The 17,315-nt window shown below is 56.1% G+C and carries 20 protein-coding genes; 11 read left to right on the forward strand and 9 right to left on the reverse strand.

Annotation, left to right across the window (positions count from 1 at the left end):
- Both BJP07_RS03890 and BJP07_RS03895 read left to right on the forward strand, forming a co-directional pair.
- Positions 1-375, forward strand: coding sequence for a helix-turn-helix domain-containing protein (locus tag BJP07_RS03890; RefSeq protein ID WP_071566155.1), 375 nt, complete (start codon positions 1-3; stop codon positions 373-375).
- A gap of 90 nt (positions 376-465) precedes the next feature.
- On the forward strand, positions 466-1,293 hold the full coding sequence (locus BJP07_RS03895; protein WP_071566156.1) for a PspA/IM30 family protein: 828 nt from the start codon (positions 466-468) through the stop codon (positions 1,291-1,293).
- Between the two features lie 92 nt (positions 1,294-1,385).
- Here BJP07_RS03895 and BJP07_RS03900 read toward each other — a convergent pair whose 3' ends face one another.
- The 3 genes from BJP07_RS03900 to BJP07_RS03910 are packed head-to-tail and all read right to left on the reverse strand — an operon-like array spanning position 1,386 to position 3,275.
- On the reverse strand, positions 1,386-1,997 hold the full coding sequence (locus BJP07_RS03900) for an energy-coupling factor transporter transmembrane protein EcfT (protein WP_071566387.1): 612 nt from the start codon (positions 1,995-1,997) through the stop codon (positions 1,386-1,388).
- Positions 1,993-2,688, reverse strand: coding sequence for an energy-coupling factor ABC transporter ATP-binding protein (locus BJP07_RS03905; protein ID WP_071566157.1), 696 nt, complete (start codon positions 2,686-2,688; stop codon positions 1,993-1,995). The genes BJP07_RS03900 and BJP07_RS03905 overlap by 5 nt, the downstream gene beginning before the upstream one ends.
- A 14-nt stretch (positions 2,689-2,702) precedes the next feature.
- Positions 2,703-3,275, reverse strand: a complete 573-nt coding sequence (locus BJP07_RS03910) for a biotin transporter BioY (RefSeq protein WP_071566158.1) — start codon at positions 3,273-3,275, stop codon at positions 2,703-2,705.
- Between the two features lie 75 nt (positions 3,276-3,350).
- Here BJP07_RS03910 and BJP07_RS03915 point away from each other — a divergent pair, with 75 nt between their 5' ends.
- The 5 genes from BJP07_RS03915 (at position 3,351) to BJP07_RS03935 (ending at position 7,730) form a co-directional block, all read left to right on the forward strand.
- Positions 3,351-3,566, forward strand: a complete 216-nt coding sequence (locus tag BJP07_RS03915; RefSeq protein ID WP_071566159.1) for a DUF3046 domain-containing protein — start codon at positions 3,351-3,353, stop codon at positions 3,564-3,566.
- A 211-nt stretch (positions 3,567-3,777) separates the two neighbouring features.
- Positions 3,778-4,890: a recombinase RecA gene (gene recA / locus BJP07_RS03920; RefSeq protein WP_071566160.1), complete on the forward strand. Its 1,113-nt coding sequence runs from the start codon at positions 3,778-3,780 to the stop codon at positions 4,888-4,890.
- A 3-nt stretch (positions 4,891-4,893) separates the two neighbouring features.
- Positions 4,894-5,496: a recombination regulator RecX gene (gene recX, locus BJP07_RS03925; RefSeq protein ID WP_071566161.1), complete on the forward strand. Its 603-nt coding sequence runs from the start codon at positions 4,894-4,896 to the stop codon at positions 5,494-5,496.
- A 99-nt stretch (positions 5,497-5,595) separates the two neighbouring features.
- Positions 5,596-7,122: a tRNA (N6-isopentenyl adenosine(37)-C2)-methylthiotransferase MiaB gene (gene miaB, locus BJP07_RS03930; protein WP_083584072.1), complete on the forward strand. Its 1,527-nt coding sequence runs from the start codon at positions 5,596-5,598 to the stop codon at positions 7,120-7,122.
- A gap of 29 nt (positions 7,123-7,151) precedes the next feature.
- Positions 7,152-7,730 (forward strand): hypothetical protein, encoded by a 579-nt coding sequence (locus BJP07_RS03935; protein ID WP_083584073.1) that lies wholly within the window; start codon positions 7,152-7,154, stop codon positions 7,728-7,730.
- On the opposite strand, the gene BJP07_RS03940 is transcribed toward BJP07_RS03935, so the two are convergent.
- A complete protein-coding gene (locus BJP07_RS03940) occupies positions 7,727-8,794 on the reverse strand; it encodes a hypothetical protein (protein WP_071566164.1) in 1,068 nt (355 codons plus the stop codon). The two genes, BJP07_RS03935 and BJP07_RS03940, sit on opposite strands and share 4 nt — an antisense overlap.
- Entirely contained in the window at positions 8,794-10,173 is a 1,380-nt protein-coding gene (locus BJP07_RS03945) for a DUF349 domain-containing protein (protein WP_071566165.1), read from the reverse strand. Before BJP07_RS03945 ends, BJP07_RS03940 begins: the two co-directional genes overlap by 1 nt.
- A 478-nt stretch (positions 10,174-10,651) precedes the next feature.
- Here BJP07_RS03945 and BJP07_RS11455 point away from each other — a divergent pair, with 478 nt between their 5' ends.
- Together BJP07_RS11455 and miaA are read left to right on the forward strand one after the other, a co-directional pair.
- Positions 10,652-10,930: a hypothetical protein gene (locus tag BJP07_RS11455; RefSeq protein ID WP_255365917.1), complete on the forward strand. Its 279-nt coding sequence runs from the start codon at positions 10,652-10,654 to the stop codon at positions 10,928-10,930.
- Positions 10,927-11,844, forward strand: coding sequence for a tRNA (adenosine(37)-N6)-dimethylallyltransferase MiaA (gene miaA, locus BJP07_RS03955; RefSeq protein WP_071566167.1), 918 nt, complete (start codon positions 10,927-10,929; stop codon positions 11,842-11,844). The genes BJP07_RS11455 and miaA overlap by 4 nt, the downstream gene beginning before the upstream one ends.
- Here miaA and BJP07_RS03960 read toward each other — a convergent pair whose 3' ends face one another.
- Positions 11,845-12,360 (reverse strand): hypothetical protein, encoded by a 516-nt coding sequence (locus tag BJP07_RS03960; RefSeq protein ID WP_071566168.1) that lies wholly within the window; start codon positions 12,358-12,360, stop codon positions 11,845-11,847.
- Positions 12,361-12,376: 16 nt separating this feature from the next.
- Positions 12,377-13,141: a hypothetical protein gene (locus tag BJP07_RS03965; RefSeq protein WP_071566169.1), complete on the reverse strand. Its 765-nt coding sequence runs from the start codon at positions 13,139-13,141 to the stop codon at positions 12,377-12,379.
- Positions 13,142-13,258: 117 nt separating this feature from the next.
- Between BJP07_RS03965 and hflX the strand changes: the two genes are divergently transcribed.
- Positions 13,259-14,779 (forward strand): GTPase HflX, encoded by a 1,521-nt coding sequence (gene hflX / locus BJP07_RS03970; protein WP_071566170.1) that lies wholly within the window; start codon positions 13,259-13,261, stop codon positions 14,777-14,779.
- Between the two features lie 27 nt (positions 14,780-14,806).
- On the opposite strand, the gene nagB is transcribed toward hflX, so the two are convergent.
- A complete protein-coding gene (nagB, locus tag BJP07_RS03975) occupies positions 14,807-15,568 on the reverse strand; it encodes a glucosamine-6-phosphate deaminase (protein ID WP_071566171.1) in 762 nt (253 codons plus the stop codon).
- A 62-nt stretch (positions 15,569-15,630) separates the two neighbouring features.
- Here nagB and BJP07_RS03980 point away from each other — a divergent pair, with 62 nt between their 5' ends.
- The gene (locus BJP07_RS03980) at positions 15,631-16,923 is read left to right on the forward strand and encodes a uracil-xanthine permease family protein (RefSeq protein ID WP_071566172.1); all 1,293 of its coding nucleotides are present in this window, start codon (positions 15,631-15,633) and stop codon (positions 16,921-16,923) included.
- A gap of 61 nt (positions 16,924-16,984) precedes the next feature.
- Here BJP07_RS03980 and BJP07_RS03985 read toward each other — a convergent pair whose 3' ends face one another.
- Positions 16,985-17,254, reverse strand: a complete 270-nt coding sequence (locus tag BJP07_RS03985) for an HPr family phosphocarrier protein (RefSeq protein WP_071566173.1) — start codon at positions 17,252-17,254, stop codon at positions 16,985-16,987.
- Positions 17,255-17,315: the final 61 nt, after the last annotated feature.

The raw sequence follows: 17,315 nt of genomic DNA on the forward strand, positions 1-17,315 counted from the left end.
ATGACTACGACACTTCTAATCGATACGCCGCTTGAGTCCTCGTTCGATGCTCAGGATGAGGTCACTTTTCCATTCCGCAAGTCTGAGGCGCGCCAGAAAGAACCACTGCTGCGCGAAGCCCTCGGAATGTCTCTCCGTGCTTTCCGGGCAGACAAAGGCGTGACGCTGCGAGCTCTCGCTGCTCAGGCTCGTGTCTCTTCTGGGTACCTGTCAGAATTGGAACGTGGACGCAAGGAAGTTTCTTCCGAGCTGCTCGCCTCGATTTGTGAAGCCCTCGATACTACGGTTTCTGAAGTTGTCCTTGAGGCTGTTGCAAATCTGTCTTTGCAGTCGATCAACGATGAATTCGTCGCGGCTGAGGCGGTTCACGCGTAGCGCTGCAACGTCGCAACAGCTAGAATACGAACCAGTTTGGCCGTGGATACGGCTAGTTTCAATGCTCAGCGAAAGGTAAAACGCATCACTATGGCAAACCCGTTTTCAAAATTCTGGAACTACCTGATGGCGCTCTTCGACAACAAGATCGAAGAGAACGCTGACCCAAAGATCCAGATTGAGCAGGCGATCTCTGAAGCTCAGCGCCAACACCAGGAGCTCTCACAGCAGGCCGCCGCGGTTATCGGTAATCAGCGTCAGCTGGAGATGCAACTGAACCGTCGTCTGGAGGAAGTTGAAAAGCTTCAGGCGAATGCTCGTCAGGCGCTTCAGTTAGCAGACAAGTCTCGTTCAAACGGTGACACGCAAAAGGCCACCGAGTACGAGAATGCTGCTGAGGCGTTCGCTGCACAGCTTGTCACAGCAGAGCAGGGCATTGAAGACACGAAGGCACTGCACGACCAGGCACTGCAGCAGGCAGCACAGGCAAAACAAGCTGTTGAGCGCAACGCTGCGCACCTTCAGCAGCAGGTCGCCGAGCGCTCTAAGCTGCTTTCACAGCTTGAGCAGGCGAAGATGCAAGAGAAGGTCTCGGAGACAATGCGCTCCATGAACTCGATTACGAGTTCCGGCCCCAACCTGGATCAGGTTCGCGACAAGATTGAGCGCCGTTACGCTAACGCCTTGGGCGCTGCGGAGCTCGCTGAAAACTCGATTCAGGGCCGCATGGCAGAGGTTGAGCAGGCCGGTATTCAAATGGCGGGCCACAGCCGCCTTGAGCAGATCCGCGCTGAGATGTCCGGCGAGTTGAACTCTGGCAAGGAACAGCAGTCGATTGAGCAGAGCAAGACTGACGGGCCACAGGTGAGTGAAGACGCAGTGGCTCGCCGTATGCGTGAGCTGCGCGGCGAAGCCTAACGCTTAATTAAAAAACTCCAGGTTCTTTTGCGGAGAACCTGGAGTTTTTCTTTTGACGTCTTAGCCTCGGTGGGAGCTATGTGAGTTGAGGACTAGTCGAGGGCTCCGCGAGCTACAAGCGCATCGCCGATGTTTTCCGCCCTCCGGATACTGCGCACGATTAAAGGCACGCCAAATGCGAGTGGAGAAAAGCCCAAGCCACGGGCCTTGCGGGCGTCGAGAACCTCTTGCGACGTCTGCAGAATTAGGGGTATAAGCCGCAGCGTGAGAGCGATAGCGAGGCTGATTTTCTCAGTCGGGACACCGAATCGCGCGAGCGGTTTGAGGCCTTCTTCGAGTGAAACGAGCAGCGCTTCAACGGTCGTTGTGAGCGTGAGGAGATTCGCCGCAAGAATCGTAGCGAAGAGGGCGATGAGCGTGATACATGCGAGGCGAATGCCATCCTGCCAAATGAGAAACCCACCGAGCATTGCAAATAAGGGAAGGATCGGCATGAGCTGGCGCACAACTATTCGGGCCGGGATTCTTGCTACGAAATACAGCACAAGAACGATACACAGTAGCGTAAGAGCGATTGAAAACGTACGCCCCAGGTTGGTTGCCAAGACAATATAGAAGATGAGCAACACGAATTTGATCTGAGGACTCACTCGGTGAATGAGGGTGTCTCCAGGTACGTAGACACCCATAGGTAGTGAATCAATCTTCACTATTCTGCTCCATTAACTCTTGATAGAACTCAATAGTGTCCTCTGGGGTACTGTCGTACGCAATCACACCATCGTTGACGCAGATCACCCGATCGAAGTCGACAAGGAGATCTAGGTCGTGTGTAACCACGATTGTTTGTTGTTCAAGCGAATTAAGCTCTGCGATGATGCGCCGCCGATTCCGCAGGTCGAGCAGCGTCGTCGGTTCGTCAGCAATGATGGTTGTCGGCTCGGTGACCAGCACGGCAGCCAACGCTAGCAGCTGCTTCTCGCCGCCCGAAAGCGTATGTGGCGATTGCTCTGCTTTGTGCAGCAACTTGAACCGTTTCAGCACGTCTTTGACGCGTTGTTCCTTCTCTGCTTTCGACAGTTTGAACTTCTTCAGCGAGAATGCGACATCGTCGTGGACTTGAGGCATCACAATTTGGCTCTCCGCATCGGAGAACACAAACCCGACGCGGCGACGAACCTCAGAGCTACGAGTGGATAGGGAGAGGCCGTCATAAAGAACCTCGCCGGTACTCGGATCCTCGAGTCCATTGATGAGGCGAACCAGCGTTGACTTCCCTGAGCCGTTGGAGCCAATGATGCCAATACGCTGCTCCTGCAAAGAGAGAGAAAAGGGCTGGAGTAGCGTGTTGTCATTCCGAACGACGCTCACACCGTCGAAACTGATCTGCGGCATGGAAATAGTCCCACCTATGAACGGCGAAGCGATGGGAGCGCAGCGCGAACCGCGAATGCGATGAACACAATCACAAGGATTTTCGCTGCGTCCGGGATGATAAAGGGCAACTGTGCAGCCCAGGCGGCACCAAAGGTCATACTAGCGCGGGCCATCAAGCCGAACACGCCAAAGAAATACTGCAGGAACAGTCCTGCAAAACCGGCTAAGAGGAGAAGTGCGATGCTCGTAAAGGAGTTTTTGCTCGATGCGCGGTATGCAATGAGGCCTGCGACGAGGGCACTTGCAACGTAGCCGACCAGGTAGCCAACTGTAGGGCTACCGAGTGCGTAGACAACAGTGCGACCACCCGCGAGCACAGGAAGCGCTAGGCCGATGAGGAGGAACAACAGCACTGTGTATGTACCACGCTTTGGCCCAAGCACAAGCGCGGCGAGGATACATGCGGTGTTTTGCAGCACGATAGGTACGCCGGCAGCGCCGACTGGAATGGAGACAAAACCAAGGACGATGATGACTGCTGCGAATACAGCAATGTATGCGAGGTCTTGGGCTTCAATCTTTGATTGAGAACTGGTTGATGACATAGCGAGAATAATACCTGAACGGTGTTCAATTCGCTCCAAAAGCGTAGTGATTCTTAGGCGCGTATATTAAGGGCCATGCGATTAACGGAGTTTCACCAACTCGTTCAAGACGAATTTGGCGCCGAAAGGGCGTCTTGGATCATAGAAACGCAGCTTTTACCGCGTCAAGGATGTACTGCGGCTGAGGTTATCGAAAATGGTGGCGATTTGCGTCAGGCCTGGGAGGAATTATGCGACGCCTTCGATGTTCCCGAGGTGCGACGGCTTGGTGTTGATCGGCCAGGCTTCTAGGGTGGGTGAAGTGTTTGCCGCTTTCAATTCGAACATGTATGCGTGTACACTCTGGTGGTGTCGGAACACTTCCCTATAGTGAGTCTCAGTTTTAGAAGTCATCGGGAACCGTAACCCTCGAAGGCGAGTCTAAACATGTGTGGAGGCGACGAAATACGTACTCGTGTTGTCGCCAGACCCGAGAAGAATGAAAATTAAGGAGAACATGTAGATGGCTGCGAAGAAAAAGGCCGCATCAGCGGCGAAAGATCGCCAGAACGCTTTGGATGCCGCACTCGCGATGATCGAGAAGGATTACGGCAAGGGGGCCGTAATGCGTCTTGGTGATGAAAATAGGCCACCAATTCAATCGATCTCATCTGGTAACACCGCTATCGACGTTGCTCTAGGGATCGGCGGTTGGCCACGGGGACGTGTTGTCGAGATTTATGGCCCCGAGTCTTCCGGTAAGACAACTGTTGCGCTGCATGCGATCGCCTCTGCGCAGCGCTCCGGGGGCATTGCGGCCTTTATCGATGCCGAGCATGCCCTCGACCCTGATTATGCGCGGAAGCTGGGCGTCGATACTGACAACCTGTTGGTCTCTCAGCCGGACACAGGGGAGCAGGCGCTTGAGATCGCGGACATGCTGGTTCGCTCTGGTGCGATTGACATTATCGTTATCGACTCTGTTGCTGCGCTCACCCCGAAGGCTGAAATCGAGGGCGAAATGGGAGACTCTCACGTTGGCCTCCAGGCGCGACTGATGTCACAAGCGCTGCGTAAGATGACCGGCGCCTTGTACAACTCAGGGACTACGGCAATTTTTATTAACCAGTTGCGCGAGAAAATCGGTGTCATGTTTGGCTCGCCTGAGACCACAACGGGTGGTAAGGCACTGAAATTCTATTCTTCGGTCCGTTGCGACGTCCGACGCATCCAAACGCTCAAGGACGGCCAGGACTCGATCGGCAACCGGACCCGTCTCAAAGTGGTAAAGAATAAGGTGTCGCCGCCGTTCAAGATCGCAGAGTTTGACATTATGTACGGCGAAGGCATTTCGCGGGAGTCCTCCATCATCGATATGGGGGTTGAAAACGGCTTTGTCAAGAAGTCTGGGTCCTGGTTCACATACGAAGGTGATCAACTGGGACAGGGTAAGGAAAAGGCGCGAAACTTCCTGAAGGAAAACCCTGATCTTGCAGACGAGATTGAGCAGAAAATCTTCCGCGCTCTGGGGGTTGGGGAATTTGCAGCTGAGGATGACGCCTTGACTGATGACCCCGTGGACATGGTGCCAAACATTGACTTCGATGATGCGGAAGAGCCTGCGAAGGCGAAGTAATACGTGGTAACACCAGACCCAGAAAAGATTCAACGCCTACAAAATGCGCTCGCCGAATGGGAATCCAGAGGAGGCAATAGTGAGCTCTTCGACTACGAAAGGGAAGAGGCGCTCGCCCCAGTTCGGCGACGTGCGTTGAGGTTGCTAGACCAGAGGGCACGGTCTGAGCAGGAACTGAGGCAACGCCTCATCCAGTCGGAGTTTCCGGCCGCGCTCGTTGATGAAGCTGTGGAGTCGTTGCGGACGTCCGGACTAATCGACGACCGAAACTTCGCACATGAGTGGGTGCGCCAAAGAGCCCCTCGCCGAGGAAAGTCAAAAAGTTTCCTCGACCGGGAGCTGAAGGAAAAAGGCGTTTCAGAAGCTGATCGGCGTAGCGCGCTTGCACAAATAAGCGACGAAGATCAGCATGCGGTTGCAGAGTCGCTTGCAGAAAAGAAAGCACGAGAGTTGAAGGAGCCTCCGGAGGGGTACGCGGAGTACACCCGTGTGCTGCGCAGAGTTGTAGGTGTGCTGGCACGTCGCGGTTTTCCGCAAGGCATGTGCATGCAGATCGCTAGAAATGCTTTGGACACGAGGATTGATTCGCTCCAAGAGGGGGCGTAGAACACGCTCTGTGCCGTTTGGGCCGGGTTGTTGGCAGTGGTTAGAATGTTCAGCCGTGCCTGCGCGGGCCCGACTAATCAACCAGGAAAGGTGAACCAGATGGCTGCATCAAGGACATACGAAGTGCGAACCTTTGGATGCCAAATGAACGTTCATGATTCGGAACGGTTGTCTGGTCTGCTGGAGGAATCAGGGTATGTGGCGGTGGAAGACGGGCAGGATCCGGACCTTATCGTTTTCAACACCTGCGCAGTGCGGGAGAACGCGGACAAGCGTTTATACGGCACCCTTGGACATCTGAAGAAAGTTAAGGAATCTCAGCCGGACCTCCAGATTGCTGTCGGCGGGTGTCTCGCACAGAAAGATAAGGACCACGTCATCCGGAAAGCGCCGTGGGTAGACGCCGTGTTCGGGACTCACAACATGGGTTCACTGCCAGTGCTCTTGGAACGGGCTCGGGTACAGGGCGAGGCCCAGGTAGAGATTGCGGAAGCGCTCGAAGTGTTTCCTTCCGTGTTGCCCGCGAAGCGTGAAAGTAGCTACGCTGGCTGGGTTTCGGTGTCGGTAGGATGCAACAACACGTGCACATTTTGCATCGTTCCGAGCTTGCGCGGTAAGGAAGTTGACCGGCGCCCGGGTGACATCCTCGCTGAGGTGCAAGCGCTCGTGGACCAAGGAGTGCTTGAAGTGACACTGCTTGGACAAAATGTAAACAGCTACGGGGTCCATTTCGTGGATGAAGAGATGGAGCGCGACCGCTCCGCGTTTTCGAAGCTTCTTCGCGCATGTGGTGACATAGAAGGGCTCGAGCGGGTTCGCTTCACCTCCCCACACCCGGCGGAATTCACCTCAGACGTTATCGACGCAATGGCAGAAACGCCAAACGTCTGTCCACAGCTGCACATGCCCCTACAGTCCGGTTCCGACAAGGTGCTTAAGGATATGCGCCGTTCATACCGCTCGAAAAAGTTTTTGAGCATCTTGGACGAGGTGCGAGCAAAGCTTCCCGAGGCGTCGATTACTACTGACATCATTGTCGGATTCCCCGGGGAGACTGAGGAGGATTTCCAGGCAACACTTGATGTTGTCGAGAAAGCTCGATTCACGTCCGCCTACACCTTCCAGTATTCGCCACGCCCTGGAACACCAGCTGCGGAGATGGAGAATCAAATCCCGAAGGAAGTGGTGCAGGAACGGTTTGAGCGTCTGCTCGCGCTGCAGGAGCGCATCAGTCTCGAGGAGAACGAAAAGCTTATCGGAACGGAGCAGGAGCTCCTTGTCCAACAGGATGAAGGGCGAAAGCACGAAACGACACACCGAATGTCCGGACGTGCGCGAGACGGACGTCTTGTTCACTTTGCAGTCGATGAGAATGAACGCTCAGAGATTCGGCCAGGTGACATCGTTACAGTGCGTGTGACAGAAGCGAAGTCATATTTCCTCATCGCGGACTCTGGCGTGCTTACGCACCGGCGAACGCTTGCTGGTGACCATGCTGCGGCGGGAGAGGTACCAACGACCGCGCCTGTTGGAGTTGGACTCGGTATTCCGACCGTTGCCCGCCCAGACGTCGTGCCAATTACTAATGTAGACAGCATTGGCTGCTGTGCAGCTCCTGAGGCATGAAGCACGAAACCGTTGGAAGGGAGACAACAATGAAGATGGAACTCGGTCCGGCTCGTTGGGTACTTGGGGCTGCCAGCATTGTGTGGATCATTGCGTTGTTTTTACCGTTCGTTGGTGATGTAGCAGGATGGCAGGTTCTCACCCTCGGTGAAGGCGCACGGAATGTGGACACGAAAGTCACAGAGTACGTCTTTGTGTGGCTAGGGTTCCTGGGTGTCGGAGTCTTTACATCGATCGTTGTTGCTGCACGCCGTTTCGGCGTGGCCACGGTTGCTTGGATGATTTCAACTGTGGGCCTTGTCAGCTCCCTGCTGGCGGTATGGTTGCGCAAATCAAGTACCGGTGTCGCGGAGCAGTTCTCCCATGGCCCTGCGTTTTACCTCGAGGTGGTGGCGGTCCTTGTGGTGGTGTTGACCTACATCCCCTTGTTTGTGCACAAAACGACGGCGGATCCTGCACACGTGAAGAATCAACCCAGCGAAATCGACAAAGATGTCGCAAACGCACAATTAACCGCGACTCGAACGCATCATGCGCAAGAAACTAACCCATTGCTCATTGATGACCGACGGGCGAATGCGGTGAAGCGTCATAACAAAACCAGCTAACGGTAGTGGTGAGGCGTGCATTTTTGCCACGCCGTCGCCCGGCTAATAACCGTTGGTGAATAGCGAGCAAGCAGATGGTGCTTGTTGCCAGGCTCCGGCACGGGGTAGGAAACGTAGAACTGCTGTATTTCTGGCCACGCGGAACACGCAGCAGAAAGCGCAGACACCAGCGCCCGCTCTCCGAGACGAATTCCGCGGTTGTCTTCGCGGACGTAGATCAACCCGATCTCTGCAACTGAATCGGCATCGTTGTCGAACTTTGCTACTTCAGCGAGCCCAACTGGCGTTCCGGAGGCGTCCCGTGCGATTGCCGTTACCTGAGAACCCCCGCGATCTTTGAGTCGGGCAGCCGCGTCGCGCAGCCGGGAAGGAGACCACTGAACGGGCTCGAGTATCAAGGAGCCTCGTGGGTACTTCGCACCAGATTCTTGAAGAGTAGCTAGGAAGTGCGGCAAGTCCGACTGGTTGAAGCTCATATCTCTCACGACGTCGCAGGCAGTCTCCGGGCCTGGTGTGAGGATGGATTTCGCATCGATGGTTGCTTGGACTTCGCAGTGTGCTGGTGCGTAGTCGGCGTCGCGAAGGAAAGGGTGTTCTGATGCTCCCGCGGGCTCCGTTACCCAGATGTGTTGAATAGGGCGGAATAATTCTGCGGAGAGGGCGTCGATGAGCTCGAGAGCGCTTTGCCACACGTGTGCCGGCTGCGCCTCGCCGGGAAGTGGGGCGATGGACGCATCGACAGTGACATTCGCCTCCAACACATCGACGTCTTCAAGTAAAGGAAGCGAAACCAGCACCCAGCCTTCGACGTCGTACAGATCGTCTTCGGTCAGTATCGGGTAGCCGAATGCGCCAAGAGAGCGGGGTGCTGTTTTACGGCACAGTGCGAACAGTAACGCTGATGACTCTTCTGAGTCTTCCAAACGTTTCGCAATGTGTGCCGCGCTCACTCCGGAGTTAGCCTCTCCAGTGATGTCCTGGATCGCAAGCGTGACTGAGAATGCGTAGGCGGAGACTGCGGGGTGCGATGGATCCGCGGTCCCTACAATTAGCGGGTAAAGCACTACTGTTCGTCGACAGCCTTCGCAGCTACATTGGCAAATTCTTGCCACTGCTCGGCTTGCTCGCGAAGCTTTGCTGCCTTGGAAGCTTTCCCAGCTGCTTCAGCCTCTTGCGCCTGTTTTAGGAAGAGATCAGCTTTTTCCTGGAATTGATTGACCCTGGCCTGCGCTTCAGGGTCGGCCTTGCGCCACCGCGATTCTTCTGCATCGGCAACGCGCTGCTCTAGTCGAGCGATCTTCTCTTCGTACGTGCGAACTTTGTTGCGGGGGACAAAACCGACTTTGTCCCACTTCTCCTGCAGCTCGCGCAACTTTGCACGTGCAGCACCCAGACCCTTCTCTGGGGTGATAAGTGCGTCAAACTCTTCGATGAGTGCATCCTTGGCGGCAGCATTCGCTTCAAATTCGCGGTCTCGCTCGGCGTTGACAGCATTGCGTGCAGCGAAGAAATGATCCTGGGCTGCCCTGAACTGCGCCCAGAGCTCGTCGTCGATGCCGCGTGGCGCGCGTCCGGCTGCCTTCCACTCATCCATCAGAGAGCGGTAGGCACGGGCAGTTGCGCTCCAATCCGTCGATTCCTGCATCACCTGTGCTCGTGCGACGATATCTTCCTTCACCTTGCGCGCTGTCGCCCGGTTCCTGTCGAGCTCAGCGAAGTGAGCGCCACGGCGGCGGTTAAATGCGTCGCGTGCACGGGAGTAACGCTTCCAGAGCTCGTCGTCGGTTTTGCGGTCAATGCCACGAATAGTCTTCCATTCCTCAAGGATTGCACGAATCCTGTCGCCAGCAGCTTTCCAGTCCGTTGAGGATTCAGCAATCTGTTCAGCCTCGGCAGCCAGGGTCTCTTTCCTGGTGATAGCGTTCGCTCGTCGTGCTACCTTGAGCTCCTTGGCCTCGTGTTCCGCGACTTCAGTTTTGCGCAGCAGGTCTTCCAGCCGTGCCTCGAGCGCCGCGAAGTCGCCAATTGCAGCGACATCGTTCAGGGAGTCTTTCAACTCAAGTACACTGCGCTGCAGAGCGTGCGCGTCTTCTGGGTGCGCGGTGAGTCGTGCTTCCAATACCTCGGTCTCAACAATGAGGTCGTCGAAACGCTGCCCATAGTGCCGGAGCCCTTCCTCAGGGGTGCCCGCCTGCCAGGACGCGATCTGACGCTCAACGCCGTCTCGGGTAACAAAGACGTTGCCTTCGGCGTCGACACGACCAAACTTCGATGGGTCTGTGCTCGTGGACGAAGTCTGTGCATGAGCCAGCGGCACAACCCGTTGTGAAGCAGCAGACTGCACTACGCCTGGACGTGGGCCAGGCTTTGGTGTTTGCTTCGGCATCGCCGCGGGATTTGGGCGTCCAGCTGCAGGCTGTGGCTTTGGAGTCGAGGGAGTCATGAAGCAGTCCTTTCGAAGAAACTATGCCGCGCATCACGGCGCCTAGATACATAATCGACGGCATTCTCGTCTTCATAACTTTAGCGCGTCGACAGCAATCATGTGCCATGAGCCAAGGTTTCAACTTCCAGAAAACCTCACTATGGTTGGCGGGGTGAATAAAGCCCGTGCCAGCTTGCTCGTCGTGCCCGGTTCGCCTGCTCTTGTGCGAGAACTCGCACCAAGCGACGAACCGTCTCAGCGCCTATTGAAAACAGTGAGGAAAGCGAGCCGAGACCTTCCGAAGACTATGGAGATTGTCTGCAGCCACGACAGGAAGTGGGAGACAGCGCAAGCAGGATCCTTTGGGGCTTGGGGAGCGCCCGGTGTTCAGGTTGGAGGTGGTCACGTTCTCGGTGAACTCGTCGCGCGTTATTGCCTGCCCAACGTGACGGTGAGAGCGAGTCGGGACTCGCTGTCGCCCCTTGACCCTTCTGTGTTGACGGTTGTAGTGATCGACGGTCCAGCGGGATTGACCGTCCGTGCGCCTTTGTCCCTGCTTCCAAGTGCTCACCACGTGCATGAGCAGCTGCAATTGCTGTTGGCAGGAAAGGAGCACCAACAGATCGGCGAGGGTGAGATGATGAGAGCCGGAGTGGTCGAACCACAGCTATGGCGAGAGCTCCAAACACTACAGCCTGAGAGCGCGATGCTCTTGGATACAGACGACAGCTTGGGCGTAGGCAGGTATGTCGCCTACTGGGAGGTAGAGCAGTGACCAATGAACTTCAACAGCGACCGGTGGCCATCGTTGGACCCACGGCGTCGGGGAAGTCGTCCCTGAGTCTCGCGCTCGCGCACAAGCTTGATGGAGAAATCGTCAATGTAGATTCGATGCAGCTTTATCGTGGCATGGACATCGGCACCGCTAAGCTGCGGCTTGACGAGCGAGAGGGGATCGCGCACCACCTGCTTGATATTTGGGAGGTGACGAAGACAGCTAGCGTTGCCGAGTATCAACGATGCGCGGTGGAGACAGTTGAAGAGATCTCCAGTCGCGGCAAGCGGCCGATCCTCGTAGGTGGCTCCATGCTGTACATGCAATCGCTTGTCGACGCCTGGGAGTTCCCCCCAACCGATCCCGAAGTTCGCAGTCGCTACGAGTTACTTCTGAAGGAAATTGGGATCGACCGCCTGCATGCGCAGCTTGCAGAAGTTGATCCTGTGGCGGCGTCGATAATTGAAGACCGCGACCCTCGACGCACCGTACGTGCGCTGGAGGTAATTGAGCTGACTGGCAAGCCTTTTCAGGCATCGCAACCGCCCAAAAACGCGCCCACTCGCTGGGGCACACACATGATCGGGTTGCAGACAACTCCCGAATGGCTGAACCCACGCATCGAGCTGCGCACAAACGCGATGTTCGAGCAAGGCCTGATTGACGAGGTCCGGGGGCTAGTGGAACACGGGCTGGTGAGAGACTCGACGGCTGGTCGAGCAATCGGCTACGCCCAGGGGCTGGATGTAATCGACGGCCACCTCACTGTCGATGAAGCCTGCGAGGACACCAAACTGCGAACGAGGCGCTATGTGCGACGCCAAAAGTCCTGGTTTAGGCGAGACAAACGCATCACCTGGGTTGATGCAGCGAACATCGATGTTGATGAGGTGCTCGCGCAGCTCCGTGACTGACTACGAAGGCCCGATTTCCCGCGCTGCGTTTCGGGCCGCCACCCAGGCGTCCTCAAGCTCGAGCGCGCGCTCATCAGCGATGCGAATCAATTTCTCAAGTTGGACCCGCTCGAGGTCCGGCGACTGCAGGTAAGCGTTAACGCGTGCGAGGAAACGCTGCGCAGCGCCGTATTTGAGGTGGAAGTCACTGACCTCAGGCACGGAAAGGTCAATGTTCGCCAACGCCGGGAAGTGCAGCGTTCGGTCCGCTAATGCTTGAGTCGAACTTCCATGCTGCAAGTTGTCGAACGCTTCAACGATGTCGCGGATGTCATCGCACGCGATCAGCAGCGATGACCGGAGTGATTCAATTTCCGGACCCGGAATGAACCGTCTGCGAGTCAGCAAGGCCGTGACACCAAAGAGACCGGCAATGATTGCCCCCGGCACTTTGAGGAGTAGCACGAGCAGCACCATGACAGCGAAAATAAGCGCTCCCCATAGTGCTATCGAAAGGTCTCGACGTGCTGAATCCATATGTGGTGCCTTGCCTCTAGCAGCCGCCACCACAGCCGCACGAGCCACCGCAGCCACCGCAGCCACCGCCAGTTGGTACCGGGATGGTGCCCACCATGACTGCCGTGCCGGCGATGACTTGATCACGTTGTGGAAGTTCGCCATCAGGTAGGCAAACATCAAACGGGAACGCGCCGTCGACGGAAACATGGATAAAGCGGTTACCGGTGAGTTCCGACGTGCGGTACTCGGCCTCCAGCACACGTGCCGAAAACGCTGCCCTTGCATCCGGGGAGGTGGCCGCACCAGTTGCGATGGCCTCGGCACCTTCTGAGGTGATTGTTCCTACCGTGCTGCCGGGGTGCGCATCAAGATATGCCTGAGTGGACTCGTACACTTGGGAATTGAGAGCGAGCGCGGTCACGCTCAGTTCCTGCCACTGGATCGTCGGTTCGTCAACAATCAGAGGTTCCTGGGCAAGATTTAACGTCAACGAAGCAATTGGATTGCCGTGTGGATCCACTACCTCTGCCAGCGCTACGACGTCTGTAGCCGGGGTGATATGCGCGTTGGTACGTGTGATTCCTTCAAAGCCTGCAAATGTTGCGAAAGGTTCCACAGCCAAGATATTGAGCTGTGCGCCAGAACGGTCCTGGTATTGAACCATTTGTCCCCCGCGTACCTCACCGATGACGCCCAAACGGCCGGATGCAATTGCCGCTTCGACAGCGTCTTGCCACTTAGGGAAATTCAGACCGATTGCGGCCAGGTCGTTGTTTTCAATAAGAGGTTGTTGGTTCATAAAAATGAAGCCTAGTCGAATGCCTCCTGAGGTGAAGAAATGTGGTGAAAGAAAAATGGGTGGGCTACCGTTGAACGAAGAGAACACTACGTAGAACCACAATTTTTGAAAGCTTGCATGAATTCGAAATCAACCCCGTCCGATTCGCATGAGGCACTGCTGAACGAAGCGTTTCGCCATAACGCTTCGACACGCGATGACGGCACCGCGCCAACAGATTCAACGACGCCAACTCCGGGCGCGTTGGAGCTCGAGGAACGCAACGCGTTCCGCCGGGTGAACACGACAACCGAGTTGCGCAACGAGGACCGTGAAGATATTTATGAGGTCGAGTATCGAAAGTTGCGCCTCGAGCGTGTGATCCTCGTCGGGGCGTGGACTGAGGGTTCAACCGCTGAAATGGAAGCAAACATGCGCGAACTTGCAGCTCTGGCAGAAACTGCAGGTGCCGAGGTCGTCGACATGCTCTACCAAAAACGCGACAAGCCGGATCCAGGAACATACATTGGCTCAGGCAAAGTCAAGGAGCTACGCGAAATTGTCGACGCAAGCGATGCTGACACCGTCGTATTTGATGGTGAGCTTTCCCCAGGTCAGATGGTGGCCCTGGAGGAAGCGTTGAATTCGAAGGTGATCGACCGCACCATGCTTATCCTGGATATCTTCGCGCAGCACGCGAAAAGCAAGGAAGGTAAGGCACAGGTCAGCCTCGCGCAGATGGAATACCTTTACACACGGACTCGTGGATGGGGCGGCAACTTGTCGCGCCAGGCTGGTGGTCGGGCCGGATCTAATGGTGGCGTGGGCTTGCGTGGCCCAGGTGAAACCAGGATTGAGGCCGATCGTCGCAGGCTGCGGTCTGAAATGGCGAAGCTGCGTCATCAATTGGCGGACATGGAAACCGTCCGTCGGATAAAGCGCGCAAAGCGGCAGAGCTCTACGACTCCCAAGATCGCCATCGCGGGTTACACCAACGCAGGGAAGTCATCGCTCATTAACGCGATGACGGACGCTGGTGTCCTGGTTGAGGATGCGCTGTTTGCAACCCTGGACCCCTCTACGCGGCGCGCGACGTTGGCTGACGGGCGGAATGTTGTGCTCACGGACACGGTCGGGTTTGTGCGCCACTTGCCGACGCAGCTGGTGGAAGCGTTCAAATCAACTTTGGAAGAAGTAAGCAACGCCGACTTGTTGTTGCATGTTGTTGATGGAGCAGACGAGTTCCCGCTGAAACAGATCGCCGCTGTCAGCGAGGTTCTGGCGGAGATCACGCGCGACCAGGCAACAGAGTTGCCGCCGGAGATTGTCGTCGTCAACAAAATTGATGCTGCTGACCCAGTGGTGTTAGCAGAGCTTCGCCATGTATTTGACGCGACTGGTAGGGAAGCAGTGTTCGTCTCAGCGCTGACAGGCGAAGGAATTGCCGAGCTTGAGGGCAAAATTGAGATGTTCCTAAACACACTCGATGAACACGTGGTCATGCTGATCCCATATACGCGAGGCGATGTCGTGTCTCTCGTACACGAGCACGGAACGATTCGTTCTGAAAAATACGAAACTGACGGCACCAGAATCGATGTTCGCTTACCACGAGTTCTGGCCCGCCAGTATGAGGAGTTTATCCAGCAAGTGTATTAACCGCACCTGCTGGAGGGAGAGGAGAGCTTAGCTCCAGTAGGCGTCGATCTCCTTGTAAAACTCGACATCACCCAGACCAGCAGCTGCATCCTCATCCAGCAGCACACACACGTCGTTATGCATCTGAAGCGATGATGCGGGGCAGAAGGAGCTTAGTGGGCCTTCGATCATCGCCTGCACGGCTTCGGCCTTTGCCGCGCCCGTTGCGATGATGATGATTTTCTTCGCCTCGAGAATGGTCCCGATGCCCTGCGTCATTGCTTGGCGCGGTACTTCGTTTTCCGAATCGAAAAAGCGAGCGTTGTCGGCAATAGTGCGTGGGCGAAGATCAATGAGCCTGGTGCGGGAGCTCAGCGAGCTCGTCGGCTCGTTAAACGCAATGTGTCCGTTTGCGCCGATCCCGAGCAGCTGAATATCGACGCCACCGGCGTCTTTGATCATCGTCTCATACGCCGCCGCTTCCTCTGCGGGGTTTGCTGCCGTGCTGCTCAGTGAGTGAACAGCTGCGTCGTCAATGTCGATTGAGGCGGTCAACTCGCGACGGATCGTAGACCAGTAGGACTGCTCGTGTTGCTGATCGATCCCGTAGTACTCGTCGAGAAGGAAAGCATCACAGTTGGCGAAGCTTAAGCCTTCTTCGCGGTGCTTGCGGATCAAAGCCTGATACGTCGGGCTCGGCGTCGAACCTGTCGCAAGCCCAAGTGTTGCACCCTGCTTGACGAATGGTTCGATCATGTCTGCAGCGAAATCACCGATTTCGTCAGCCGTGCGGCGAATGAAAATCTCCATGAGGAATACGCTACTTTGCCTAATTCGCTTTCGGCAATTATCTAGCGACATAATATGAGCCTGTGAGTAAAACTATTGGATGGACCTTGCATGGTGACGGGCGTCGCGTTCTGCCCGGCGCAGTAGTCGCCCCCGATGAACGCCTTTCTTGGCCTCGAACGATCGGCATCGGCATGCAGCATGTCGTAGCGATGTTCGGAGCTACGTTGCTAGTACCCACTTTGACCGGGTTCCCCGTAAACACGACACTGCTGTTTTCAGGACTGGGAACCATCATCTTCCTGCTGATTACCAGGAACAAACTGCCCAGCTACCTTGGCTCGTCATTCGCGTTCATCGCTCCGCTGTCTGCCTCATCCCAGTACGGGATCGGCTCCCAGCTGGGTGGTGTGTTCATCACGGGTCTGTTGTTGATCGCTGTTGGCTTCATCGTTCAGCTTGCAGGCAAGAAAGTTATCGACGCCGTCATGCCCCCAACGGTCACTGGCGCCATCGTCGCCCTGATCGGTTTCAACCTTGCACCAACCGCGGTCTCCAACGTGGAGACCCAGCCGGGCGTCGCGTTTGTCACGCTTGGAACGATTGCATTGCTCACAGTGGCTGCGCGAGGGATGCTCTCGCGCCTGAGCATCTTGATCGGCGTTATCGTCGGGTGGATGTTCGCGGCACTGACTGGCGGGCTGTCGGAAGATGCTCTAGACACCATTGGGGCAAGTCCATGGATCGGCCTGCCGCAGTTCCACACACCGGAGTTCCACCTCTCGGCGATCCTCGTGACGCTCCCGGTCATCGTTGTACTGATCGCGGAAAACATCGGCCATGTGAAAGCCGTGTCTGAGATGACTCAGCGCGACTTGGACCCTTACCAGGGCCGAGCCTTAATCGGCGACGGCATCGCGACGACGCTTGCCGGCGGATTTGGTGGTTCGGGCACAACGACCTACGCCGAGAACATCGGCGTGATGGCGGCGACGAAGGTCTATTCGACGGCCGCGTACTGGGTTGCATCGTGCTTTGCGATTATTTTGGCGTTCATCCCGAAGTTCGGTGCCGTTATCTTCACCATCCCAGCAGGTGTCCTCGGAGGAGCATGCTTGGTGCTCTACGGTCTGATCGGGATGCTGGGGGTTCGCATTTGGCAGGACAATAAGGTTGACTTCACAAACCCGGTGAACCTGACTGTCGCCGCCGTGGCACTCATCGTCGGCATCGGCAATCTGTCGTTTACGATCGGCCAGGTTACGCTTGAGGGCATCGCGTTAGGCTCGGTTGGGATCATCGTTTTTTACCCGTTGCTGAAGTGGATTTATAACACCGTCGGCGAGGGACAGTTCAATATCTCGTCTAGGAAGTAAAACGACAACGAAAAGCCCGAGCACTCAAGGTGGAGTGCTCGGGCTTTTCGTATTGCGATATTTACTCTTCGTCGAGGTTCTTCTCGATCAGCGCGGCGATCTTCTCAACAGCGTCGCTGTTGTCCGAGGTAACGGTGACTTCGTCGCCAAATTCAGCGCCCATCGCCATGATCATCAGCGAGGAAGCCGCGTCAGTCTCTTCCTCATCTTCATCACCGACGAGGGTCAGGATGATCTCGTCATCGTATTCGCCTGCTGCGTCGGAAATAATGGTAGCTGGACGTGCATGCAGTCCAACGGTGGATCCAACTTTCACTGTCTTTGAAGCCATGTGCTTCATCCTTTCTGTTCTGAAAGCGTTTATCGAGTTACCGTATTCAGTTTAGGTTCCT

It is taken from the genome of Corynebacterium sp. NML130628 (assembly GCF_001875665.1).
In the GTDB taxonomy this organism is placed as follows: domain Bacteria; phylum Actinomycetota; class Actinomycetes; order Mycobacteriales; family Mycobacteriaceae; genus Corynebacterium.

What these genes read in the sequence shown, in the direction of transcription:
- BJP07_RS03890 (WP_071566155.1), top strand. Translation starts at nt 1, where the DNA reads ATGACTACGACACTTCTAATCGATACGCCGCTTGAGTCCTCGTTCGAT.
- BJP07_RS03895 (WP_071566156.1), top strand. Translation starts at nt 466, where the DNA reads ATGGCAAACCCGTTTTCAAAATTCTGGAACTACCTGATGGCGCTCTTC.
- BJP07_RS03905 (WP_071566157.1), bottom strand. Translation starts at nt 2,688, where the DNA reads ATGCCGCAGATCAGTTTCGACGGTGTGAGCGTCGTTCGGAATGACAAC.
- BJP07_RS03910 (WP_071566158.1), bottom strand. Translation starts at nt 3,275, where the DNA reads ATGTCATCAACCAGTTCTCAATCAAAGATTGAAGCCCAAGACCTCGCA.
- BJP07_RS03915 (WP_071566159.1), top strand. Translation starts at nt 3,351, where the DNA reads ATGCGATTAACGGAGTTTCACCAACTCGTTCAAGACGAATTTGGCGCC.
- recA (WP_071566160.1), top strand. Translation starts at nt 3,778, where the DNA reads ATGGCTGCGAAGAAAAAGGCCGCATCAGCGGCGAAAGATCGCCAGAAC.
- miaB (WP_083584072.1), top strand. Translation starts at nt 5,596, where the DNA reads ATGGCTGCATCAAGGACATACGAAGTGCGAACCTTTGGATGCCAAATG.
- BJP07_RS03935 (WP_083584073.1), top strand. Translation starts at nt 7,152, where the DNA reads ATGAAGATGGAACTCGGTCCGGCTCGTTGGGTACTTGGGGCTGCCAGC.
- BJP07_RS03945 (WP_071566165.1), bottom strand. Translation starts at nt 10,173, where the DNA reads ATGACTCCCTCGACTCCAAAGCCACAGCCTGCAGCTGGACGCCCAAAT.
- BJP07_RS03960 (WP_071566168.1), bottom strand. Translation starts at nt 12,360, where the DNA reads ATGGATTCAGCACGTCGAGACCTTTCGATAGCACTATGGGGAGCGCTT.
- BJP07_RS03965 (WP_071566169.1), bottom strand. Translation starts at nt 13,141, where the DNA reads ATGAACCAACAACCTCTTATTGAAAACAACGACCTGGCCGCAATCGGT.
- hflX (WP_071566170.1), top strand. Translation starts at nt 13,259, where the DNA reads ATGAATTCGAAATCAACCCCGTCCGATTCGCATGAGGCACTGCTGAAC.
- nagB (WP_071566171.1), bottom strand. Translation starts at nt 15,568, where the DNA reads ATGGAGATTTTCATTCGCCGCACGGCTGACGAAATCGGTGATTTCGCT.
- BJP07_RS03985 (WP_071566173.1), bottom strand. Translation starts at nt 17,254, where the DNA reads ATGGCTTCAAAGACAGTGAAAGTTGGATCCACCGTTGGACTGCATGCA.